Annotated in this window: 24 protein-coding genes; 4 read left to right on the top strand and 20 right to left on the bottom strand. The window is 53.0% G+C overall.

Annotated features, from left to right (window positions below; genetic code table 11):
- The first annotated feature begins 6 nt into the window (after nucleotides 1-6).
- The gene (ldtC, locus tag ACT9TW_RS14235) at nucleotides 7-972 is read left to right on the top strand and encodes a L,D-transpeptidase LdtC (protein WP_446492782.1); all 966 of its coding nucleotides are present in this window, start codon (nucleotides 7-9) and stop codon (nucleotides 970-972) included.
- A 75-nt stretch (nucleotides 973-1,047) separates the two neighbouring features.
- Here ldtC and bhsA read toward each other — a convergent pair whose 3' ends face one another.
- A complete protein-coding gene (gene bhsA / locus ACT9TW_RS14230; protein ID WP_446492781.1) occupies nucleotides 1,048-1,305 on the bottom strand; it encodes a multiple stress resistance protein BhsA in 258 nt (85 codons plus the stop codon).
- Nucleotides 1,306-1,550: 245 nt separating this feature from the next.
- Here bhsA and ACT9TW_RS14225 point away from each other — a divergent pair, with 245 nt between their 5' ends.
- Entirely contained in the window at nucleotides 1,551-2,186 is a 636-nt protein-coding gene (locus ACT9TW_RS14225) for a TetR/AcrR family transcriptional regulator (RefSeq protein ID WP_446492780.1), read from the top strand.
- A 199-nt stretch (nucleotides 2,187-2,385) separates the two neighbouring features.
- Entirely contained in the window at nucleotides 2,386-4,584 is a 2,199-nt protein-coding gene (locus ACT9TW_RS14220; protein WP_446492779.1) for a TonB-dependent siderophore receptor, read from the top strand.
- Nucleotides 4,585-4,646: 62 nt separating this feature from the next.
- Here ACT9TW_RS14220 and ACT9TW_RS14215 read toward each other — a convergent pair whose 3' ends face one another.
- The 8 genes from ACT9TW_RS14215 to hinT all read right to left on the bottom strand — a co-directional run bounded on the left by ACT9TW_RS14215 (nucleotide 4,647) and on the right by hinT (nucleotide 10,732).
- Nucleotides 4,647-5,186: a glycine zipper 2TM domain-containing protein gene (locus tag ACT9TW_RS14215; protein WP_182060479.1), complete on the bottom strand. Its 540-nt coding sequence runs from the start codon at nucleotides 5,184-5,186 to the stop codon at nucleotides 4,647-4,649.
- Between the two features lie 192 nt (nucleotides 5,187-5,378).
- The gene (locus tag ACT9TW_RS14210) at nucleotides 5,379-6,683 is read right to left on the bottom strand and encodes an NAD(P)/FAD-dependent oxidoreductase (protein ID WP_446492778.1); all 1,305 of its coding nucleotides are present in this window, start codon (nucleotides 6,681-6,683) and stop codon (nucleotides 5,379-5,381) included.
- A gap of 236 nt (nucleotides 6,684-6,919) precedes the next feature.
- On the bottom strand, nucleotides 6,920-7,462 hold the full coding sequence (ycfP, locus tag ACT9TW_RS14205) for an alpha/beta hydrolase YcfP (RefSeq protein ID WP_182060477.1): 543 nt from the start codon (nucleotides 7,460-7,462) through the stop codon (nucleotides 6,920-6,922).
- Nucleotides 7,463-7,496: 34 nt separating this feature from the next.
- The gene (gene nagZ / locus ACT9TW_RS14200; RefSeq protein WP_446492777.1) at nucleotides 7,497-8,522 is read right to left on the bottom strand and encodes a beta-N-acetylhexosaminidase; all 1,026 of its coding nucleotides are present in this window, start codon (nucleotides 8,520-8,522) and stop codon (nucleotides 7,497-7,499) included.
- A gap of 11 nt (nucleotides 8,523-8,533) precedes the next feature.
- Nucleotides 8,534-9,358, bottom strand: a complete 825-nt coding sequence (gene thiK, locus ACT9TW_RS14195) for a thiamine kinase (RefSeq protein ID WP_446492776.1) — start codon at nucleotides 9,356-9,358, stop codon at nucleotides 8,534-8,536.
- Complete coding sequence (gene lpoB, locus ACT9TW_RS14190) at nucleotides 9,339-9,983, bottom strand: penicillin-binding protein activator LpoB (RefSeq protein WP_182063552.1); 645 nt, start codon at nucleotides 9,981-9,983, stop codon at nucleotides 9,339-9,341. Before lpoB ends, thiK begins: the two co-directional genes overlap by 20 nt.
- Nucleotides 9,984-9,996: 13 nt before the next feature.
- On the bottom strand, nucleotides 9,997-10,371 hold the full coding sequence (locus tag ACT9TW_RS14185) for a YcfL family protein (protein ID WP_182060474.1): 375 nt from the start codon (nucleotides 10,369-10,371) through the stop codon (nucleotides 9,997-9,999).
- Between the two features lies 1 nt (nucleotide 10,372).
- Nucleotides 10,373-10,732 carry a purine nucleoside phosphoramidase gene (hinT, locus tag ACT9TW_RS14180; protein WP_014069796.1) on the bottom strand — a complete coding sequence of 120 codons (360 nt, stop codon included), beginning with the start codon at nucleotides 10,730-10,732 and terminating at the stop codon, nucleotides 10,373-10,375.
- Nucleotides 10,733-11,085: 353 nt separating this feature from the next.
- Here hinT and fhuE point away from each other — a divergent pair, with 353 nt between their 5' ends.
- Nucleotides 11,086-13,278 (top strand): ferric-rhodotorulic acid/ferric-coprogen receptor FhuE, encoded by a 2,193-nt coding sequence (gene fhuE / locus ACT9TW_RS14175; protein WP_446492775.1) that lies wholly within the window; start codon nucleotides 11,086-11,088, stop codon nucleotides 13,276-13,278.
- Between the two features lie 120 nt (nucleotides 13,279-13,398).
- Here the strand turns inward: fhuE and ptsG are convergent, their stop codons facing one another.
- From ptsG to ACT9TW_RS14120, 11 genes are all read right to left on the bottom strand, one after another.
- Complete coding sequence (gene ptsG, locus ACT9TW_RS14170) at nucleotides 13,399-14,832, bottom strand: PTS glucose transporter subunit IIBC (RefSeq protein ID WP_182060472.1); 1,434 nt, start codon at nucleotides 14,830-14,832, stop codon at nucleotides 13,399-13,401.
- Between the two features lie 297 nt (nucleotides 14,833-15,129).
- Nucleotides 15,130-15,924, bottom strand: coding sequence for a metal-dependent hydrolase (locus ACT9TW_RS14165; protein WP_446492774.1), 795 nt, complete (start codon nucleotides 15,922-15,924; stop codon nucleotides 15,130-15,132).
- A gap of 10 nt (nucleotides 15,925-15,934) precedes the next feature.
- Nucleotides 15,935-16,939 (bottom strand): DNA polymerase III subunit delta', encoded by a 1,005-nt coding sequence (gene holB / locus ACT9TW_RS14160; RefSeq protein WP_446492773.1) that lies wholly within the window; start codon nucleotides 16,937-16,939, stop codon nucleotides 15,935-15,937.
- Complete coding sequence (gene tmk / locus ACT9TW_RS14155) at nucleotides 16,936-17,577, bottom strand: dTMP kinase (protein ID WP_182060469.1); 642 nt, start codon at nucleotides 17,575-17,577, stop codon at nucleotides 16,936-16,938. Before tmk ends, holB begins: the two co-directional genes overlap by 4 nt.
- Nucleotides 17,567-18,589 carry a cell division protein YceG gene (yceG, locus tag ACT9TW_RS14150; protein ID WP_446492772.1) on the bottom strand — a complete coding sequence of 341 codons (1,023 nt, stop codon included), beginning with the start codon at nucleotides 18,587-18,589 and terminating at the stop codon, nucleotides 17,567-17,569. The genes tmk and yceG overlap by 11 nt, the downstream gene beginning before the upstream one ends.
- Nucleotides 18,586-19,401, bottom strand: a complete 816-nt coding sequence (gene pabC, locus ACT9TW_RS14145) for an aminodeoxychorismate lyase (RefSeq protein ID WP_446492771.1) — start codon at nucleotides 19,399-19,401, stop codon at nucleotides 18,586-18,588. Before pabC ends, yceG begins: the two co-directional genes overlap by 4 nt.
- A 119-nt stretch (nucleotides 19,402-19,520) precedes the next feature.
- A complete protein-coding gene (gene fabF, locus ACT9TW_RS14140; RefSeq protein ID WP_182060466.1) occupies nucleotides 19,521-20,762 on the bottom strand; it encodes a beta-ketoacyl-ACP synthase II in 1,242 nt (413 codons plus the stop codon).
- An 89-nt stretch (nucleotides 20,763-20,851) separates the two neighbouring features.
- Nucleotides 20,852-21,088: an acyl carrier protein gene (acpP, locus tag ACT9TW_RS14135; protein WP_003857954.1), complete on the bottom strand. Its 237-nt coding sequence runs from the start codon at nucleotides 21,086-21,088 to the stop codon at nucleotides 20,852-20,854.
- A gap of 154 nt (nucleotides 21,089-21,242) precedes the next feature.
- Nucleotides 21,243-21,977: a 3-oxoacyl-ACP reductase FabG gene (gene fabG / locus ACT9TW_RS14130; RefSeq protein ID WP_014069787.1), complete on the bottom strand. Its 735-nt coding sequence runs from the start codon at nucleotides 21,975-21,977 to the stop codon at nucleotides 21,243-21,245.
- Nucleotides 21,978-21,989: 12 nt separating this feature from the next.
- Nucleotides 21,990-22,919, bottom strand: coding sequence for an ACP S-malonyltransferase (gene fabD, locus ACT9TW_RS14125; protein ID WP_315688317.1), 930 nt, complete (start codon nucleotides 22,917-22,919; stop codon nucleotides 21,990-21,992).
- 16 nt (nucleotides 22,920-22,935) lie between these two features.
- A complete protein-coding gene (locus ACT9TW_RS14120) occupies nucleotides 22,936-23,889 on the bottom strand; it encodes a beta-ketoacyl-ACP synthase III (protein ID WP_182060464.1) in 954 nt (317 codons plus the stop codon).
- Between the last annotated feature and the right edge of the window lies 1 nt (nucleotide 23,890).

Below are 23,890 nucleotides of genomic sequence, written 5' to 3'. Positions count from 1 at the left end.
ATGGTGATGATGACCTCTTCGCGTATGACTCGCTGGATAACGTTGTTTGCGCTGGCTGCGGCGGTGGCAATAGCGCTTCCTGCCCGGGCTAACACCTGGCCTCTTCCCCCTGCCGGCAGCCGTGTGGTGGGTGAAAACCGCTTTCATGTGGTTGAAAACAATGGCGGTTCACTTGAGGCGATTGCAAAAAAATATAACGTGGGCTTCCTGGCGCTGTTACAGGCTAACCCGGGCGTTGACCCGTATGTGCCGCGCGCCGGGAGCGTGTTAACCATTCCTCTGCAAACATTGCTGCCTGATGCGCCGCGCGAAGGGATTGTGATTAACCTCGCCGAATTGCGCCTCTATTACTACCCACCGGGTAAAAATGAAGTGACCGTCTACCCTATTGGCATTGGTCAGCTGGGCGGCGATACGCTCACCCCAACCATGGTGACCACAGTGTCGGATAAACGCGCCAATCCGACCTGGACGCCGACCGCCAATATTCGCGCACGCTATAAGGCTCAGGGGATAGATTTACCGGCGGTGGTTCCTGCTGGCCCAGATAACCCGATGGGCCACCATGCTATCCGCCTTGCCGCTTACGGTGGCGTCTATCTTCTGCATGGAACCAATGCTGATTTTGGTATCGGAATGCGGGTTAGCTCCGGCTGTATTCGCCTGCGTGATGACGATATCAAGACCCTGTACAGCGTGATAGCGCCAGGAACAAAAGTGAACATCATCAACACGCCGATCAAGGTGTCTGAAGAGCCTGGCGGCAAACGCCTGGTGGAGATCCATCAGCCTTTATCGAAGAACATCGGTGATGATCCACAAACGCTGCCGATCCCCCTCAATGCAGAGATGTATCGTTTCAAAACCAGCGTCGATACTGACGATATGGTAATAGAGCGAGCAATGGAGACGCGCGCGGGAATGCCGGTTGACGTTACACGTCATCAGGATATTCCTCAGCAGACGCTGTAAAAGCGCAAAAAAGCAAAACGCCCTGCATATGCAGGGCGTTTTTTTGCAGTGGCAAGTATGAGGGTTCTGCAAAACTTATTTGTAAATTACCGCAGTACCGTGAAGGGTGTTAGGACCGGTCACAGAGGTGATACGGAAGGATTTAGCACCCATCGCTTCTGCTTTTTGTGCCAGTTGATCTTCCAGAGAACCCAGGTTAGTACCTGCTGTCGCAGAAATCGTACCGGCTTTATGCTGGTCAGCCGGAGTAGATTGCACTTCAACAGCCGCAAAGCTTGCGAATGACAGAGAACTCAGTACAGCGGCAGCGATCAGGGTTTTTACGTTTTTCATGATGTTTACCTTTAGGCAGATGAATTTGGAGGTCGTTAGCTATTTACTTAACGATCGATAGGTAAATCATAAGTGTGATCTACATCACGCGTCAACATGTTTTTATAACGATCGTTACATTAATTTTAATTTCGTTATTTTTCATACCCATATGAATAATTTATTTTTGCTGAATCAGCACTGGTCGCGGGCGGCGAATATTTTTATAATGGTCATTCAACAAACCAACAGAGGATCCGCGGCAAATGACAACCGATGTAACGAGTTGCGCAAAGAAAAGCCGTGGCCGACCAAAAGTGTTCGACAGGGAAGCGGCGCTCGATAAGGCCATGACACTCTTCTGGCAGCACGGGTATGAAGCCACCTCGCTCTCCGATCTTGTGGAAGCCACAGGCGCCAAAGCACCTACGCTGTATGCAGAATTTACGAATAAAGAGGGTCTGTTCAGGGCGGTTCTGGACAGATACATTTCCCGCTTTGCGGCGAAACACGAAGCGCAGCTTTTCTGTGAAGAAAAAACAGTTGAGCAAGCACTGCGGGACTATTTCACCGCCGTCGCCACCTGCTTTACCAGCAAAGATACGCCGGCAGGTTGCTTTATGATCAACACCTCCGCCACCCTTGCGGCCGCTTCTAAAGAGATTGCCAACACGGTGAAATCGCGCCACGCGATGCAGGAGGAGACACTGTGTGCGTTTCTGACCGAGCGACAGCGCCGCGGTGAGCTTCCTGCCCATTGCCATCCGCAGGAGCTGTCGCAATACCTGAGCTGTATTTTGCAGGGTATGTCGATAAGCGCCCGTGAAGGCGCAAGCCTGGAAAAACTGCAAAGCATTACCCACACTACGCTACGTCTGTGGCCTGAACTGCTTAAAGTCTGATACCCCGGGCGGCTTCCCTGGCCGCCCTCTCTTCCCCCATTTTTATTCCTCGCTGCGCTTATCCTCTTATTTGATTGGTTGATAATGAGATTCTTTATCGGCAGTATTCGCATTTGCATTTTTTACATTTGTTACACAATGCAAAATTGTGGTGTTGACCTGCCTATAAAAAAGAGCGACCGCTCAACAAGGAATGATGATGAAGAAAAGCCTCTGGGTGCTAAATCCTGTATTGCTGGCCATCGCGATGCCGCTTTACGCCGAACAAACCAATGAAGAAAACCTGATTGTCAGTGCCAGCCGCAGCCATCGTACCGTGGCAGAAATGGCGCAAACCACGTGGATTATCGAAGGACATGAAATTGAACAACAAGTCCAGGGTGGCAAGGAATTCAAGGATATTCTCGGGCAATTGATCCCCGGTATGGATGTCAGCAGCCAGGGGCGAACCAACTACGGCATGAACATGCGCGGCCGCGCCATTGTGGTGTTAATTGATGGCGTGCGTCTGAACTCCTCGCGTACCGACAGCCGCCAGCTGGACTCGATTGATCCTTTCAACATCGAACATATTGAAGTTATTTCCGGCTCTACGGCCCTGTACGGTGGCGGCAGTACCGGTGGTCTGATTAACATCGTGACCAAAAAAGGTCAGCCAGAAACGCAGGTTGATCTGGAGCTTGGCAGCAAGACAGGCTTTAACAACAGCAACGACCATGACGAGCGCGTGGCAACAGCCGTCAGCGGAGGGAATGACCATGCATCGGGCCGCCTCTCGGTGGCCTATCAACGTTTTGGCGGCTGGTATGACGGCAACGGGGATGCCCTCACCTTCGATAACACCCAGACAGGATTACAACATTCCGATCGTCTGGATGTGATGGGTACAGGCACAATCGACATCAGCGATACCCGCCAGTTGCAGGTGGTGACGCAGTATTACAAAAGCCAGGGCGACGATGATTACGGGCTTTATCTCGATAAAAATATGAGTGCCGTGACCGGAAATGGTACCGCCCGGACCCGAAGCGGGTTCAGTTCTGATCGTATTCCGGGTACAGAGCGCCATCTCATCAGCCTGCAATATTCCGATTCCGACTTCTGGGGGCAAGAGCTGGTAGGGCAAATTTACTACCGTGATGAATCCTTGCGTTTCTATCCCTTCCCGACTATGGATCAAAAAACCAAAACCATCACTAGCTTCGCGGCGTCTGAGCAAAACACCGATCAATACGGCGCAAAACTGACCCTGAACAGCAGGCTGCTCGACAGCTGGCAGGTGACCTGGGGTATCGATGCCGACCATGAAACATTCGATTCCAACCAGATGTTCTTTGACCTGGCGAAGTCAGTGCCATCAGGCGGGATGAATAACCACTCTGCCTACACCACTGGTCGTTATCCGGGTTACAGCATTACCAACTTCGCGCCCTTCCTGCAAAACAGCTATGACATCAATGACATCTTCACCTTAAGTGGCGGGGTTCGCTATCAATGGACTGAGAACCGCGTTGATGACTTTATTGGCTATTCGCAGCAGCAGGCGATTGCGAATGGCAAAGCTACCTCAGCAGATGCAATCCCGGGCGGTAAAACGGATTACGATAACCTGCTGTTTAACGCCGGCATTCTTGCACACATTACGGAACGCCAGCAGCTCTGGTTTAACTTCTCTCAGGGTGTTGAACTGCCGGATCCGGGCAAATATTACGGGAACGGCGCGTACGCAAAAGCCGATGCACAAGGCCACCTGGCGCTGCTAAAAAGCGTTAACCCGAATGACGCGAAGCTTGAAGGGATCAAAGTCGATTCCTATGAGCTGGGCTGGCGCTATACCGGAGATAACCTGCGCACGCAAATTGCGGCCTATTACTCTCTCTCTGATAAATCCATCGACATCAACCGTAGCGACATGACCATTGACGTTAACCCGCAGGAACGCCGGATCTATGGCGTGGAAGGTGCGGTGGATTACGTTATCCCTGATAGCGTCTGGAGCGTGGGTGGTAATGTCAACATCCTGAAATCAGAGATAAAAACTAACGGTTCATGGGAAAAATGGGATGTGACTCAGGCCTCGCCGTCGAAAGCTACGGCCTATGTAGGCTGGGCGCCTGAACCCTGGTCACTGCGTGTTCAGACTCAGCAAACCTTTGACCTGAGGGACGCCGCAGGCAATGAAATTGAGGGTTATAACACCGTCGATTTCCTCAGCAGCTATCAGTTGCCGCTGGGTAAACTGTCGTTCAGCATCGAAAACCTGCTGGATAAACAGTATACCACCGTCTGGGGCCAGCGTGCACCGTTGCTCTACAGCCCAACTTACGGCAATGCCGCATTGTACGAGTACAAAGGGCGCGGTCGTACCTTTGGGCTTAACTATGCTCTGACCTTCTGATTGCCAAAAAAAAAGCTCCTCAGCCTGAGCGCTTGAGGAGCTAAATTCAGAGAACGTCTTTTTTACACTTTGTTATTCAGGACCAGCTGACCATTTCCGTCCAGCGGAATTTGGCTGCCAGGGTCTTTATCCATACGGATTTTGCCCTGCTGGTCACCAATTTTGTACGTCACGTCATAACCCAGCATTTTTTCTGACTTGTCATAGACGGTTTTGCAGCGCTGCTGAGTCGTGGTGTAGGTATCGTTATCCTGCATTGCGCCCTGAACCTGGTTACCGGCATAGCCGCCACCCAGCGCGCCAACCACGGTCGCCACAGATTTACCACGACCGTTACCAAACTGATGACCGAGCACACCACCTGCAACCGCACCCAGGACTGAACCGGCGATACGGTTTTCATCCTGAACCGGACGGCGATGCGTAACGGCCACGTTGCGGCATTCCTGACGCGGTGTTTTTACTGATTCTTTAATAGGGGTAGCAGAAACGACCTGCGCATACTGCGGGCCGCGATCAAGCACGTTGAGACTGGCAACCGCTGCCACACCTAACGCAGCAGCAACACCAATCCCGATACCCGCCAACATTGATTTATTCACGGGACTTCCTCCTTTGTTGCTATTGGTAACAATTCTGCAATTAACGACAGACTTAGCCAATCAGAAAAAGGATTAAAAATGTGGGGATGTAGGCAGAATCACCCTGTTTAGGAGAACTCCTAAGAGGTGCAGATGGAATGACCAGCATGATATGCTAAAAATCCCTCCGGGGAGCCCGGAGGGAGGGCGGGATTAGTGCAGTTTAAGGCGAGGACGGATCACGCGGTTGATTCTACCCACCAGCATCATCAGGCCGGTTTTGAAGTAACCGTGCAGCGCAATCTGATGCATACGGTACAGCGAGATGTACACGAAGCGTGCAATGCGCCCTTCTACCATCATTGAGCCGCGCATCAGGTTACCCATCAGGCTGCCTACGGTAGAGAAGTTAGAGAGCGACACCAGGGAACCGTGGTCTTTATAAACGTACGATTTCATTGGTTTGCCTTTGGTCTGCGCCAGAATATTGTGCAGCACAAGGCTTGCCATCTGGTGCGCTGCCTGAGCTCGTGGCGGCACGAAACCACCTTCAGGACGCGCACAGGATGCACAGTCGCCAATCGCGTAGATTTCCGGGTCGCGGGTGGTTTGCAGCGTAGGCTCAGTCACCAGCTGGTTAATACGGTTCGTTTCCAGGCCACCGATATCTTTCATGAAATCTGGCGCTTTAATCCCTGCCGCCCAGACCATCAGATCCGCTTCGATGTATTCGCCATCTTTGGTATGCAGACCGCCTTCATCAGCGCTGGTTACCATTGTCTGGGTCATTACGCGAACGCCCAGTTTGGTTAACTCGCTGTGTGCCGCACCGGAAATACGCGGAGGCAGAGCTGGCAGAATGCGTTCGCCCGCTTCGACCAGCGTCACGTTCAGCGCTTCGTTGGTCAGCCCTTTGTAGCCGTAGCTGTGCAGTTGTTTGACCGCATTGTGCAGCTCAGCAGACAGCTCCACGCCCGTAGCGCCACCGCCGACAATCGCGATGTTAACCTTGCCGTTGGCACCCATGTTATTGGTGTACTTCAGGAACAGGTTAAGCATTTCCTGATGGAAACGACGCGCCTGATGCGGGTTATCCAGGAAGATGCAGTGTTCTTTCACGCCAGGCGTGTTGAAATCGTTGGAGGTACTGCCCAGAGCCATCACCAGCGTGTCATAAGGCAGCTTGCGTTCAGGAACCAGCAACTCGCCTTTTTCATCACGCAACTCGGCAAGCGTGATGGTTTTGCTTTCACGGTTGATGTCCACCACGGAACCCAGCTGGAACTGGAAGTGGTGATTACGCGCATGTGCCAGATAGCTCAGCGCATCAACCCCTTCATCCAACGATCCGGTTGCAACTTCGTGCAACAGTGGTTTCCACAGGTGACTGTGGTTACGATCGACCAGCGTAATTTTAGCTTTTTTACCGCGACCCAGCTTTTTGCCCAGCTGTGTAGCCAGCTCCAGCCCGCCAGCACCACCGCCTACAATCACTATCTTTTTCAATGGCGTAGTCAACGTGACCCCCTCAAATTATTAACCAATTGTTAATTAAAAGTTATAAAAATAACCCTTAATTAACAACAGGTTACAGCACTGAAACCATTCAGGTGCATTGAGAATAACACGCCAGGCGCATTGGTCATACCAAAATTGATATGCATCAAGTTTTGATGGCTGATATTTGTACAGTTTTAGCAAAAAGAAAGCCCGGCAAGCTTACGCCGCCAGGCTTTAGAGAACGTCAGATGCCTTTAACCCAGGGTTTTAAAGGCCTTGATGCGTTGCAGATGCGGGGAGATACTTTTGAACTTGTGGGTCTGTTCTTCGTCCCAGACAATTTCATAGTAATGGTGAAGCAGCTCGGCGGCACGGGTGCTGCTCAGGGCTTCATCGTTACGCGACAGGATCACCAGACAACGATCGCGATTCTTTTCTCGGAAGTTGCTGACACACTTGGTCCCGATATCAGCATACTCTTCCGGACGGTCGATCTTCCCTTCCATATTTTCATGCGGGAACAGGTTCGGGTTGAACACCACCTGACGGATATCGCACAAGAATCCAATCCTCTCAGCCCAATATCCGCCCAGACCCACCCCACAAATCAGCGGGCGATCGTCGACATTAAGCTGCAACATTTTGTCCACTTCTTTGAGCAAATGCTGCATATCATGTTTCGGATGGCGCGTGCTGTAGCTAATCAGCCGTACATCCGGATCGATAAACTGCAATTGCAGCACTTTCTCATGATTACCAGGACTGTTTGAGTCAAAACCGTGTAAATAGATGATCATCGTCTTCTCACCACGCTACGCCTACCAGGAGGGATTAAAGGCCTGCCTTATGTGCCTGCCAGCGCTCATTCAGCGCCTCAAGCTGTGCATTGACCGTCTTCCAGCGCGCCGAGCCCATCAGCTCCTGACGGCTAAATGAACCTTTATGATACAATTGTGTAACACGCTCAGCATTGATCGGCGACAGGTTATCCAACACACTGACTGCGCCTTTACGATTATTGCAGACCAGGATCATATCGCAACCTGCATCCAGCGATGCCTGTCCGCGTTCAGCATAGCTGCCCATAATGGCAGCCCCTTCCATCGACAAATCGTCAGAGAAGATCACGCCGTTAAAACCTAATTCCTGACGCAGCACGGTTTTCAGCCAGTGTGCCGAGCCGCTCGCCGGGCGCGGATCGACATCGCTGTAGATAACATGTGCCGGCATAATGGCATCAAGTTTGTTATCGGTGATAAGCGAACGGAACACCGACATGTCTTTGATACGGATCTCCGCTTCAGGGCGTGGGTCGCGTGGGGTTTCTTTGTGAGAATCCGCCGTGACCGCCCCGTGGCCCGGGAAGTGTTTGCCGGTAGTTTTCATCCCGGCATCGTGCATCCCGTCGATAAAACGTGTGGCCATCGCCAGTGCGATGCGCGGGTCTTCATGATATGAACGCTCGCCGATAGCGGCACTGATATGCCCGACATCCAGCACGGGTGCAAAGCTGATATCAATATCCATCGCAATCATTTCGCTTGCCATCAGCCAGCCTGCGTCCTGCGCCAGCTTGCCGCCCTCTTCGGAGCCCAGCAGCGCTGCGAAAGACTGCGCCGCTGGCAGGCGGGTAAAGCCCTCGCGAAAACGCTGCACGCGCCCGCCTTCCTGGTCTACCGCCACCACCAGCTGATTGCGTGACGCCGCGCGAATTTGTCGAACCAGCTCCCGCAGCTGCTCCGGGTCGTGATAGTTGCGGGTAAACAGAATCAGGCCACCGACCAGCGGGTGCGCCAGAATTTCGCGCTCCTCCGCATCCAGCTCAAAGCCTTCTACATCCAACATGACTGGACCCACACGAACCTCTCTTATCCTTTAGTTTGTAACTGGCGCCAGACGTCATCTGCCAGCGCGATAAATTGTTTGTCGGCCGATTGCTGTAAGCGTACTTCAAACCAGCCAGCCATCAGCATCAGGACCCACGGCCGCCAGCGCCAGACCTGGTGTGCAAGCGTATGGGGATCTATATGCGCAGCTCTGGCGTAGGCCTGAATTAACAGCCTGCGCGCAGCATCATCCGCCGTCCAGACTGCCGCAAGCTCCAGCGCAACGTCCCCGTCACCGGCATATTCCCAGTCAATCAGTCTGTTACCCACTGGCGTGTGGACGATATTTCCGGCGTGAACATCCATATGCAAAGGCGTAAGCCGCAGCGGCTGCGGCTCACCCGCTTTACGCAGCCGTTTGAGCTGCGCCAGCCAAAAAGGCGTGCGTCTGGCGGGCGACGCCTGCTGCCAGTACTGTTCAAGCAAGGGTAAAAGCGTGATGCGCCAGCCCAGACGCCGTTGGCGGTGCAGATGATACAACATGGCGGCAAGCGTGGGAGTATCCGGTAATCCGGTTTTGATCTCGCCCGCAAGATATTCCACCGCCATCCAGCCCTGCATAAAAAACCGGGGTTTCGGCACAAGCTCTGCGGGAAGCCGCGTTAATGCGCGGTACTGTCGACGAAAATGGGAAGCCGGAGCGGAGTCATCATGATGCTGGCGTAACACCAGCCGATGTTCGCCCCGGGCGATAATGCAACTCGCGCCACCAAGCCCGGAATGGGCCAGCGGCGCGATAAGGCGATACTGCGAAAAATAACGTGTCAGAACGTCATCACGCGTGATGTTATTGTTGCGTAACGGCACCTTTACCCGACCAGATAATTTCGCCTGTCTGAACCAGCATCAGCTGCATCTGCAACGCTGGCGTATTCACGTTACCGCTGGCGTTAGAATAAAGCACATACTGCGCGCCGACGTTACGGGCGATACCAATCGCCTTGCTACGCGAGCCGAGACTATCCTGTGCAGACAACCCCAGTTGCTGTTTTGCAACAGCGAGCTGCTGCGCAGAAACCAGCGTAAACTTACCGTTATTCGCCAGAGCATTACGCAGCGTTTCGGTCGCTTCCCCCGCATTCAGGGAACCGTTAGTGCGGTTATTCACGCTATCCACCAGCAGCACACTGCCAGGGGTAACGCCCTGCGCCTGCAACATTTTACCGACCATTGGCTGCATTGCGCCGTTCCAGTCGTAGTGACGCACGCGCGGTGCAGGCTGCGCCGTTGCATCAGGATGTTCGATTGGGCCAGGCTGCGCCGGGATGGTCGGAACAGAAGGCACGGTTGGCACCGGCTGCGTTGGCGGTACAGGTTGTGCCGTGCCCGGTTTCGCCTCTTCCACAGGAGCAGGTTGTTCCATGCGCGTCATACACCCTGAAAGGAAGAGTGCAAATGCGGTAACGAGCGCAAAACGGCTCATATTTTTAATCAAGGTTCACCCCTTACAAATAAAGATAAAGTCTGACCTTATGTGCACCCAGGTAGTTCGCGCTGCCATACAGCGTGACCGATGACCTCGCCGGAATGATTACCGTGCGCGTCGCTTCAAGGGGGTGCATTTCAAGACCTCGTACGTCGTACCAGTAGAAACGGTAATGCACCGTTACTGGTTCGTGTCTTTCGTTATAAAGCGCAGAGGACGCAGAGGCCTGAATTTCGCTGATGGTCAGCGAAGGTTGTTCTGCCGTGATACCCGCCGCCAGAACAGAGGACTCCATCACCAGCGTCTGTTCATCATTCACCGGGATTGCGGGACGCGCGCTGCACCCGACCATCACCAGCGTCATTACCAGCGCTGCAAAACGCCCTCTTAGCATGTCAAAGACCTTTATGTGCCAGCATCGGCCCCAGCGGGCGGCCACCCAGCAGATGCATGTGAATGTGATAGACTTCCTGCCCGCCATGGCGATTGCAGTTCATGATCAGGCGATAGCCGTCCTGCGCAATGCCTTCCTGCTCAGCAATTTTTGCCGCCACCGTCAGCATACGGCCTAATGCCACTTCGTGCTCGGTTTTCACATCGTTCACGGTAGGAATCAGAATATTGGGAATAATAAGGATGTGTGTCGGCGCCTGAGGTGAAATGTCCCGGAAGGCTGTGACCAGCTCATCCTGATACACGATATCCGACGGAATCTCGCGGCGGATAATTTTACTGAAAATCGTTTCTTCAGCCATGACCTTTTCCTTTTTTGTTTAATCTGGCGTGGTGGGTCTGCCAATAACACACATTGTCTGCATTACTGTGTGACACAACTCAAGAGTATGAGCGAGTTTCTCCTGTCCTTTCAACCTTCTCCCTCGATTTCTTTCCTTATTGCACGACAGCTGCATGAAGAGTGAGCGCTCTTGTGCGTTGATATCCTGAAACAATATTTCACTTCCGTTCGAAACATCTGTTTACAGCGTTAATCACAATGCGTATATTTCGCATTTGCATTTTCATGCGCATTTCAAACATAGAAAACGACTTCAGCCCGGTTTCACGGGACTGACGCACACAACTTTCACCATTCATTAAGGGTTTGATGATGTCTTTCATTAATCACACCAGGGATGGGCAACGTCAGCCTGCCACAACACCTTCGTTGCTGGCTGCCTGCATTGCTATGGCATTGATGCCAACCGTAAGTTTCGCTGCCACCACTTCCACTGAAGACACCGTTGTTGTTGATGGCGGTTTTGATAACGCGCAGGATCCATCTGCCGGCCAGGAGCAGGATTACAGCGTTAAAACCACCACCACCGGCACAAAACTGCTGCTCGTGCCGCGCGATATTCCGCAATCCGTCAGTGTTATCAGTCAGCAACGCATGGCTGACCAGAATCTGCAATCGATCGGGCAGGTATTGACCAATACCACCGGGGTGACGTCGCAGGTTCAGGACAGCGACCGTTCTGTATTTTACTCCCGTGGTTTCTTCGTGAGTAACTATGCATACGATGACCTGCCAACCTCCATCAGTGAAGTGTGGAACTTTGGCGATACGGCGGCCGATACCGCCATTTACGATCGTATTGAAGTGGTTCGTGGCGCAACAGGCCTGATGTCCGGCACGGGTAACCCGGCCGCCTACGTCAACATGGTGCGTAAACATGCTGACAGCAATGAATTCAAGGGCAACGTATCGGCCAGCTATGGCAGCTGGGATAAACAGCGCTATGTGCTAGATTTACAGGCTCCGCTGGTTGAGTCCGGTAAAGTCCGTGGGCGGTTGATCACCGGTTATCAGGACAACGACAGCTTTGTCGATAACTATCACTACCGTAAGAAATTCCTGTACGGTGTGGTGGACGCCGATGTCACCGACAGCACTACCCTCTCTCTGGGATACGAATACCAGGAGAGCAAGACCGAAGATCCTACCTGGGGCGGCCTGCCAACCTGGTACAGTGACGGTAGCAAAACGCATTACAACCATAGCCAGACCGTTGCACCAGACTGGGCGTATTCGGACAAAGACAACACCCGGATTTTTGCCAACCTGACCCAGCGTTTCGACAACGGCTGGGAAGCGCACATCAACGGGATGCACGCGGAAACCAACTTTGATACCAAGCTGATGTACATGTCCGGCTACCCGGATAAAGACACGGGAGCAGGGATGGTGGGTTACGGCGGCTGGAATCGTGGTGAGCGTAAACAGGATGCGGTCGATGCCTTCCTGCGCGGTGATTTCGATCTCTTCGGTCGCCAGCACGAAATGATGTTTGGCGGCAGCTTCAGCCGTCAGCGCAACCACTACGACAACTCAATGCCGGATGCCCAGTACGGTATGGTTGATGTGGGTAATTTCAAAAACTGGAACGGTAATATTGCCGACCCACAGTGGACGCCGTGGAAGCTCTACAGCCAGGACGATATTCGTCAGTCGTCAGCATACACCTCTGCCCGCTTCTCGCTGGCCGATCCGCTGCACCTGATCCTGGGCGCGCGCTACACCAATTACAACATTCGCTATAACCCGGCCGGGTCCCCGGACACCCGACTGGAGAGCACCAAAGACAACGTGACGCCGTACGCGGGCCTGATCTATGACATCAACGAAGACTGGTCAACATACGTCAGCTATACCTCTATCTTCCAGCCGCAGGACAAGCGTGACGCCAATGGTCGCTACCTTGATCCTACAACGGGCAAAAGTTACGAGGCGGGCGTGAAGGCTGACTGGTTTAACACCCGCCTGACCACCTCTCTGGCCATCTTCCGTATTGAGCAGGATAACGTTGCCAACAATACCTATACCTATATGCCAAGCGGTGAGTCGATTTATGAATCACTGGATGGCGTGGTGAGTAAAGGGATTGAGTTTGAGCTGAACGGTGCCCTGACCGATAACTGGCAGCTGACCTTCGGTGCGACCCGCTTTATCGCCGAAGATAAGAACGGTAATGCAGTGAGCTCTGACCAGCCTCGCACCACCATGAAGCTCTTTACCCGTTATCAACTGCCGATGCTGCCAGAGCTGGCTGTGGGCGGCGGTGTTAACTGGCAAAACAAAGTCTGGACGGATGTTGATGGCGGTCCTGCCGGTCGTTCCCATGCAGAACAAGGCAGCTACGCGCTGGTGAATCTGTTCAGCCGCTACCAGGTGACCAAAGACTTTGCCGTACAGGCGAACGTGAACAACCTGTTCGATAAAGATTACTACGACTATGTCGGGTCTTATCTCGTGTACGGCGCACCGCTTAACTTCTCGGTGAGCGCGAGCTACGATTTCTAAGACAGTATCAACAACAAAGGGAGCCAGATGGCTCCCTTTGTTGTGCCCGTTTTTCGCACCCCGGCGCACAAGCAATAAAAAAGGCAGCCAGTCGGCTGCCTTAGTCTCCCCAGTCACAACTTAGTTGCCGCGGATGTATTCATCCATTTCGGTTTTCAGGTTATCGGATTTAGTACCGAAGATTGCCTGAACACCGGAACCTGCAACAACAACGCCCGCTGCGCCAAGTTTTTTCAGACCAGGCTGGTCAACTTTGGCTACGTCGGCAACACTCACACGCAGACGAGTGATACACGCGTCCAGGTTAGTGATGTTTTCTTTGCCGCCGAACGCTGCAACCAGAGCCGGAGCCATTTCGCTGGTAGCTGTTGCTTTGTTGTCTTCAGACACATCTTCACGACCTGGAGTTTTCAGGTCCAGTGCTTTGATAAGCACACGGAAGATGGTGTAGTAAACAACGGCGTAGCACGCACCAACGATTGGGAACAGCCACAGTTTGCTGCTGTTACCGGACAGAACGATAAAGTCGATCAGGCCGTGAGAGAAGGACGTACCATCACGCATACCCAGCAGGATACAGATTGGGAATGCCAGACCAGCCAGTACCGCGTGAATGATGTACAGGATCGGCGCAACGAACATGAAGGAGAACTCGATCGGCTCGGTGATACCGGTCAGGAACGAGGTCAACGCTGCGGAGATCATGATACCGCCCACTTTTGCACGGTTCTCTGGTTTAGCAGAGTGCCAGATTGCAATCGCAGCAGCCGGCAGGCCGTACATTTTGAACAGGAAGCCACCAGACAGTTTGCCTGCGGTTGGGTCACCTGCCATGTAACGTGGGATATCACCGTGGAACACCTGACCTGCTGCGTTGGTGAATTCACCAATCTGCATCTGGAATGGAACGTTCCAGATGTGGTGCAGACCAAATGGTACCAGGCAGCGTTCAACGAAGCCGTAGATACCGAATGCCACAACCGGGTTCTGGTAAGCAGCCCACTGAGAGAAGGTCTGGATTGCAGAGCCGATCGGTGGCCAAATGAAGGACAAGATCACGCCAGTGAAAATCGCTGCCAGACCAGAAATGATCGGAACGAAACGCTTGCCCGCGAAGAAGCCCAGATACTCAGGCAGCTTGATGCGATAGAAGCGGTTAAACATGTACGCTGCAATCGCACCGGAGATGATCCCACCGAGAACACCGGTATCAGCCAGGTGTTTCGCTGCGATCTCTTCAGCAGGTAAATGCAGGACCAGTGGTGCAACCACAGCCATGGTTTTCACCATGATGCCGTAGGCTACAACTGCGGCCAGCGCAGATACGCCATCGTTATTGGTGAAGCCCAGAGCAACACCGATAGCGAAGATCAGCGGCATGTTAGCAAAAACAGAGCCGCCTGCTTCGGCCATCACGTGGGAAACTACGGCTGGCAGCCAGCTGAAGTTAGCAGAACCGACACCCAGCAGGATACCTGCGATAGGCAGTACGGATACTGGCAGCATCAGCGATTTACCGACCTTTTGCAGGTTAGCAAATGCATTCTTAAACATAATTGAGAGTGCTCCTGAGTATTTGTGCTTTTTTTACGTTTTCACGCATTGGCCCGGGGGGAGTACCGCGCCGTGGACAGGACATCTAAGCGCCCTTTATTTATTACACAGAGTAAAATAAATCCCTCTGGGTTTGTTTGACGGCTATCACGTTTCAGCTCAAGGCAGACCAAAAACTTTCAGTTTTTTACAAAAAGCATTTCTGGATGTGTCTAAAAACACCGTCACTGCCCCAAATGAGGCGGTGAACTTTACTCGCTTTATTTATTAATTACGAGCCTAAAAAAAACAGGTGTATCAAACAGATTGCAGGCGGGCGGGGTCGATGTGGAACAGATTTGCGAAGTTATCCGTCGTGACGCGAGCCAGCTCATCAATGCTGACACCCTTCAGAACGGCCATATACTCAGCCACATCTCTCGTCATGGCAGGTTGATTCTCTTTGCCGCGATGCGGCACCGGTGCCAGATAAGGAGAGTCTGTTTCCACCAGAATGCGATCGAGAGGGACATAGCGCGCAGCATCACGAAGCTGCTCTGCGTTACGAAACGTCACGATCCCAGAAAACGAGATATAAAAACCTAAATCAAGCAGCTTACCCGCCGTTTCTCTGTCTTCTGTGAAACAGTGTAGTACGCCACCACAATCCGTCACGTTTTCTTCCTGGAGGATCGCCAGCGTATCGGCTCGTGCATCACGCGTATGCACGATAACCGGCTTGTTCAGCTCGCGGCCAATGCGGATGTGGTTACGGAAAGATTCCTGCTGGCGGGGTTTAGTTTCAGGTGTGTAGAAATAGTCCAGCCCCGTCTCGCCCATCGCGACAACACCCTCTTCCGCCGCAAGACGACGTAAGTCCTCAACGTCGTACTCTTCATCCTGATTCAGTGGGTGCACGCCGCAGGAAAATACAACGTTATCGCGGACACCCACCAGCTCGCGCATGGTGCGATAGCCCGGCAACGTGGTTGCCACCGCCAGGCAGAATTTCACATCGCGGGCGGCGGCTTTCGCCAGCACATCGTCCACGTTTTTATGCAGGGATTGGTAATCCAGGCCATCAAGATGGCAGTGTGAGTCGACTAAAAACATAATGTCTCTCTCAGAGATGGGAAACAGGCAGCGGTGTGCCTGGTTGCAGGTAATGTTCGATACGCAGTAACTGGTCCGTTAGTAAAAGCTCGCGATTAAGACCGGTTACGGTTAAGAGTTGTTCACGGCTCTGGCAGACATCATGAAGGATAGCACGCAGCATATTGCCCGAAAGACGGTTGGCCAGCGTATTGATAAGCCCCCAGGCATCCACGTTGGACAGCAATGTTGCGCCCTGCTGACATTTCAGCGCATCCAGCAGCATTGACGCCAGCCAGTGCAAGCGCTCAGCCGCCTGGTCATGGTTCAGAACAGCCAGTAAACTCAGCCAGTCGCGGCTATCCAGTGCTGACGCCATGGCACGGCAAAGAGCCTCACGCTGTGACCAGCTATCAGGTTGCAGCAGTGCCAGTGCTGCCGCCGGCGCACCGCTGCATAAGCGCAATGCGGTGAGGGCTGCTTCTTGTGACGTTGTCACTTCACGTTCAAGCCAGCTTAACGCCCAGGATTCTTGCGGTACAGAGAGATGATGAAGACGACAGCGGCTACGCAATGTTGCCAGCAATCGCCCCGGTTCACGGCATGACATAAAGAACCAGGTCTTCTCCGGGGGTTCTTCAAGCGTTTTCAGCAGTGCGTTTGCCGCTGCCTCGGTGAGTAACGCCGCATCTTTCAGCCAGACTACTTTTGCCCCGCCCAGTCGCGCATGTTCGTACAGTTTTTCACTGACCTCACGCACAGCATCAATACCGAGGGTCGTTTTGCCTTTTTCTGGCTCCAGGGTGTAGTAATCAGGATGGGTACCCGCCTGCATCAGCTGGCAGCCCCGGCATTTACCGCAGCTTTTGTGCCCTTCTGGCTGCTGGCACATCAAAAAACGGGTGATCGCGTAAATCAGCGCGTCATCACCCATGCCCGGCAACGCCTGAATCAGTAACGCATGATGCCCCCGACCAGCCTGATAGCTGTTAATCAGCTGCTCAAAGTGTGGGCGCAACCATGGATACCATTTCATGCCTGCTGCTCCTGTACCCACTGGGTCACCGTTTCACGAATAGAGCGCGCCACGTCATCGAGTGACTGGGTAGCATCAATTGTGCGAATGGAACTGTCCTGCCCGGCAAGCTCCAGATAGCGCGCGCGAGTACGGTTGAAGAAATCCAGCGACTCCTGTTCAATGCGGTCCAGCTCGCCACGCGCACGGGCGCGTTTCAGGCCTACTTCAGGGGTGACATCCAGATAGAGCGTCAGATCCGGGCGGAAGTTACCCAGCACCGCATCGCGCAGCGTGGCTAACATCGTCTGGTCGATACCCCGACCACCGCCCTGATAAGCCTGAGTCGACAGATCGTGACGATCGCCAATCACCCATTTGCCTTCGGCCAGTGCAGGTTTGATAACGGTTTCAACCAACTGAACGCGCGCGGCATAAAACATCAGAACTTCGGCTTTATCTGTGATGATTTCGTCACCAACCGATTTGATATCCAGCACCAGGCTTCGCAGTTTTTCCGCCAGCTGCGTGCCGCCCGGCTCGCGGGTGAACACCATATCCCCGATACCCAGCGTTTTGAGTGTATCCACCACCAGATTACGCGCGGTCGTTTTACCTGCGCCTTCCAGTCCCTCAATAACAATGTATTTACTGCGCATTTTTTTCCTTAAGTGCCTTCAGATAGTCCTGAACAGAGCGATTGTGGCTGGCAAGGTTAGTATTAAAAGTATGCCCGCCTTTTCCATCAGCCACAAAATAGAGATAAGGTGTTTTTGCCGGATGAGCCGCCGCGTTAAGTGAGGCTTCGCTCGGTGTGGCAATTGGGCCTGGCGGTAATCCGCTAATCACGTAGGTATTATACGCGGTCGGCGTTTCCAGGTCTTTTCTCGATATCTTACCGGTGTAATTCTCACCCATGCCGTAAATCACCGTAGGATCGGTTTGCAGCCGCATCCCGATGCGCAGTCGGTTGATAAACACCGATGCCACCTGGTCACGCTCTGCAGCAACCGCCGTCTCTTTTTCGATGATAGAGGCCATGGTCACGAACTGGTTCTGATCTTTATAAGGCAGCCCATCTACGCGCCCTTCCCAGGCAGCATCAACGGCAGTAACCATTTTTTTGTGCGCACGCTTCAGGATGGAAACATCAGTAGTCCCGGCGGTATACATCCAGGTATCCGGCCAAAACCAGCCTTCAACCCATTCAGGGTGTTCGAGTTTCAGCACCTCAGCCACCGTCTGGTAGCTATCATCTTTCAGGGTATGTTTGATGTAAGGCGCATCGCGCAGCTGTTTGAGATAGTCGCTCAGACGCATCCCCTCGACAAAGCGCAGCGGGAATTGTGCCTCTTTGCCGCTTTCGAGTAATTGCAGCATTTCTCTGACCGTCATGCCTGGCGTCAGGCGATACGTGCCTGCTTTAAAATGCGACAGGTCAGGCTCAACGCGCAGCAGCCACTGGAACACCCGAGGGCGATTAATCACTTTATCGCCGTAAAGCTGTTCGCCGAGCGCCAGACGTCCGGTTCCTGCTTTAAGGGTAAATATTGTCTCTTCTTTAATCAGGATTTTACTGTCCGCCAGTTGACGAACCTTCCACACTCCGGCTCCGCCAGCAACAGCCAGCACAACAACCAGGAGCAGGATAAAGCGCAACATTTTCTTCATGACGTTCTGGTTTGCTCACATAACGGGGCTAAATAATGATACAGCTCGCGCGATGACCAGCGTTGCTGGCCGCAGGCGCGAACAGGTACAACTGGCATCAGTGCGTTACAGACAACGACTTCATCTGCCGCTAACAGCGCATCCTCAGCTGCGTTAACTTCGACAACGCGAAAACCAGAGTGTGCCAGCTGCTGCATACAAAACTGGCGCATGATGCCATTTACGCCAGCCTGATCAAGCTTCGGCGTGAAGACATCACTGCCCCGCCGCCAGAATAAATTAGCCGCACAGCATTCAGTAATGAGCCCTTCGCTGTCAAGGACCAGCGCCTCATCGGCTTCTGACTGCTCAAGATGAGCACGGATCAAGACCTGCTCAAGACGATTCAGGTGTTTTATTCCGGCAAGCGCAGGGTTTCGCCCAAGACGTATCGGACTTAATTGAAGCGTGATGCCATCCTGACGCCAGCGCGCATAATGTGAAGGATAAGCAGAAACGCTGAGGATCCGTGTCGGATGCTGGCAGCTCGTGCCGCTGTAGCCCCGTCCACCGCTGCCACGGCTGATGATCACTTTCAGTACGCCACTGGCGTGTCCTGCCGCCAACTGAACCATCTCATCAGCCAGGGTGTCCCATGCGGCAAACGGGATCAGCAGTTTTTCACAGGCACCCTGTAACCGACGGATATGCTCTGCAAGAAAACAGACCTCGCCCTGAAGAATACGTGCCGTGGTGAAGCAACCATCACCAAACTGAGTCGCCCTGTCGCTTGCAGGAAGCGTGTCCTGCTCAAGGCCATTAATTAGAAACATGCTGGCTCCTTATGCGTGGTCGTTCAGTCTGGCAAGGTGAATAAAATAGGACAAGGGGATAAAACCGAATAAAAAAGGTCCGACAAGCGGACCTTTTTATCGCCATCAGGCAGTCAGGCTCAGACCTTTTTAAAGATCAGGGAACCGTTAGTACCACCAAAACCGAAGGAGTTACACAGGGTGTACTCCATGCCGCTAACCTGGCGCGCTTCGTGCGGAACGAAGTCCAGATCGCAACCTTCATCCGGGTTATCCAGGTTGATGGTTGGCGGAACAGCCTGATCGCGCAGCGCAAGGATAGAGTAGATAGACTCTACTGCACCCGCCGCACCTAACAGGTGACCGGTCATGGATTTCGTCGAGCTCACCATTACGCGGCTGGCAGATTCACCGAAGATAGACTTAACAGCCTGAGTTTCTGCTTTATCGCCTGCCGGAGTGGACGTACCGTGCGCATTGACGTAGCCAATCTGTGCAGGAGTAATACCTGCATCACGAATCGCATTTTCCATCGCCAGCGCAGCACCTGCACCGTTCTCTGGAGGTGACGTCATGTGGTAAGCATCGCTACTCATACCAAAGCCAACGACTTCAGCATAGATTTTAGCGCCACGTTTTTTCGCGTGTTCGTACTCTTCCAGTACGATCATACCGGCACCGTCACCCAGCACGAAACCATCACGGTCTTTATCCCACGGACGGCTCGCCGCCTGAGGATTTTCGTTACGGGTAGACAACGCACGCGCTGCACCAAAACCACCAACACCCAGTGGGGTACTGGCTTTTTCAGCACCGCCCGCTACCATCGCATCGGCATCGCCATAAGCGATAATGCGCGCAGCCTGACCGATGTTATGCACACCAGACGTACAGGCAGTAGCAATGGAAATGCTTGGGCCACGCAGCCCGAACATAATGGTCAGGTGACCTGCCACCATGTTAACAATCGTTGACGGAACGAAGAATGGGCTAATCTTACGCGGGCCACCGTTCATCAGAGAAGTGTGGTTTTCCTCGATTAGGCCAAGACCGCCAATCCCGGAGCCAATAGCGGCACCAATGCGGGTTGCGTTCTCTTCCGTAATGACAAGGCCAGAATCCTGCATGGCCTGAACGCCAGCGACAATTCCATATTGAATGAAGGCATCCATCTTGCGCTGTTCTTTGCGCGAGATGATCTCTTCACAGTTAAAATCCTTTACTAAGCCAGCAAATTTCGTTGCATAGGCGCTAGTATCGAAATGGTCGATTAGGCTGATGCCGCTCTGACCGGCAAGGAGAGCTTTCCAGGTGGACTCTACGGTATTGCCGACAGGAGACAACATGCCAAGTCCGGTCACAACTACACGACGCTTAGACACGTTTGTCCTCCAGGGAGGGATAAAAAGGGATTCGTGGGACTAAAAAAGATAAAACTCAGGCGGTCGAATGACCGCCTGGAGATGTTCACTTACGCCTGGTGACCGTTGATGTAATCAATGGCAGCCTGAACGGTGGTGATTTTCTCAGCTTCTTCGTCCGGAATCTCAGTATCAAACTCTTCTTCCAGAGCCATTACCAGCTCAACGGTGTCAAGAGAATCTGCGCCCAGGTCTTCAACGAAGGAAGCGGAGTTCACAACTTCTTCCTGCTTAACGCCCAGCTGTTCGCCGATAATTTTCTTAACGCGTTCTTCGATAGTGCTCATACTCTTAAATTTCCTATCAAAACTCGCTTTCGCGATGGTTTTCGTAGTGTATAAAATGTTGAAAAATTTGCAACTAAATCCCGGCAGGTCTTACCACGATTTTACGTTATTTTGAGGCCATTCGCCCTAATAACGCAAATATTTTCGATCGTGATTAAACCATATACATCCCGCCGTTGACGTGGAGGGTCTCACCAGTGATGTAACCCGCTTCGTCAGAGGCTAAAAATGCAACCGCACTGGCAATTTCTTTAGGGTCGCCAAGACGGCCCGCAGGAACTGCTGCCAGTGTACCCGCACGCTGATCATCTGTCAGCGCACGCGTCATGTCCGTTTCAATAAAGCCCGGAGCAACAACGTTTACAGTAATACCGCGGGACGCAACTTCACGTGCCAACGACTTACTGAAACCGATCAGGCCTGCTTTCGCCGCAGCGTAGTTAGCCTGACCAGCATTTCCCATGGTACCAACCACAGAACCAACAGTGATAATACGACCATGACGCTTTTTCATCATAGCGCGCATTACCGCTTTTGACAGACGGAATACAGATGACAGGTTGGTTTCGATAATATCGTTCCACTCATCATCTTTCATTCGCATCAGCAGGTTGTCGCGAGTGATCCCGGCATTATTTACCAGAATATCCACTTCGCCAAACTCTGCGCGAATATTTTCCAGAACAGATTCGATAGATGCCGGTTCGGTCACATTCAGTACCAGACCTTTACCGTTTTCACCCAGATATTCGCTGATGGCTTTAGCGCCATTCTCGCTGGTTGCTGTACCAATCACTTTCGCGCCACGCGCAACCAGTGTTTCAGCAATTGCGCGCCCGATACCGCGGCTTGCGCCGGTGACCAGTGCGATTTTTCCTTCAAAACTCATGGTATTCCTCTTTTATTGCGAGAGTGCCGCTGACATCGCTTCCGGCTCGTTAATCGCCGAGGCAGTCAGGGTGTCAACAATACGTTTTGTCAGACCGGTGAGGACCTTACCAGGACCGACTTCATACAGATGCTCAACGCCCTGTGAGGCCATAAACTCAACGGTTTTGGTCCACTGTACCGGGCTATAAAGCTGACGAACCAGCGCATTACGGATAGCTTCCGGCGTAGTTTCGCATTTCACATCGACGTTGTTCACAACGGAAATCGTCGGTGCGTTAAAGGTGATTTTTTCCAGCTCAACCGCCAGTTTGTCGGCAGCTGGCTTCATCAGCGCACAGTGTGACGGCACGCTGACTGGCAGTGGCAGAGCACGCTTCGCGCCCGCAGCTTTACAGGCAGCACCCGCACGTTCAACCGCTTCTTTATGACCGGCGATAACCACCTGGCCTGGCGAGTTGAAGTTGACCGGAGAAACAACCTGACCTTCTGCTGATTCTTCACATGCTTTGGCGATAGACGCATCATCAAGACCGATAATCGCAGACATGCCACCCGTGCCTTCTGGTACCGCTTCCTGCATGAACTTACCACGCAGTTCAACCAGACGTACTGCATCGGAAAATGCAATCACACCTGCACAGACCAGTGCAGAGTATTCGCCAAGGCTATGACCCGCGAGCAGCGCTGGCGCTTTACCGCCCTGCTGCTGCCATACACGCCACAGCGCAACGGATGCGCTCAGCAGTGCTGGCTGCGTCTGCCAGGTTTTGTTCAGCTCTTCAGCAGGACCCTGCTGAGTCAATGCCCACAGATCATAACCCAGTGCATCAGAAGCTTCACGGAAAGTCTCTTCGATTACCGGATAGTTTGCTGCCATTTCAGACAACATCCCAACGGTTTGAGAACCCTGTCCCGGGAACACAAAAGCAAATTGCGTCATCTTTTTAATCCTTATACTAGAAACGAACCAGCGCGGAACCCCAGGTGAACCCGCCACCAAAGGCTTCAAGCAAGACCAACTGGCCCCGTTTGATTCGTCCATCGCGTACCGCTTCATCAAATGCGCAGGGTACCGACGCCGCAGAGGTGTTGCCGTGACGATCCAGGGTCACCACAACGTTATCCATCGACATGCCCAGCTTTTTCGCTGTTGCGCTGATAATGCGCAGGTTCGCCTGATGCGGAACCAGCCAGTCGAGCGCGGAGCGTTCAAGATTGTTCGCTTCCAGCGTTTCATCGACAATGTGAGCCAGTTCGGTCACTGCCACTTTGAACACTTCATTACCCGCCATGGTCAGGTAGATGGAGTTGTCAGGATTAACGCGATCCGCGTTAGGCAGAGTTAACAGCTCGCCGTAGCTACCGTCAGCATGTAAATGCGTGGAGATGATACCCGGCTCTTCGGACTGCCCAAGCAGTACCGCACCCGCGCCATCGCCGAAAATGATAATGGTCCCGCGATCTTCAGGGTTGCAGGTGCGTGCCAGCACGTCAGCGCCGATAACCAGCGCGTGCTTCACTGCACCGGATTTAACATATTGATCGGCAACGCTCAGTGCATAGGTGAAACCTGCACAGGCCGCGGCGACATCAAATGCCGGGCAACCTTTAATGCCCAGCATGTTTTGAATCTGACATGCGGCACTTGGGAAGGCGTGCGTCGCGGACGTTGTTGCGACCACGATCAAACCAATCTGTTCTTTATCAATACCAGCCATTTCAAGCGCACGTTGTGCAGCTTCATAGCCCATAGTGGCAACGGTTTCGTCTGGCGCGGCAATACGACGTTCACGGATACCTGTGCGCGTGACAATCCACTCGTCAGACGTATCTACCATTTTTTCCAGATCGGCGTTGGTTCGCACTTGTTTTGGCAGGTAGCTGCCGGTACCTATAATCTTCGTATACATG

This window comes from Enterobacter sp. C4G1 (assembly GCF_052886895.1).
This window is presented reverse-complemented; position numbering and strand designations above follow the sequence as displayed.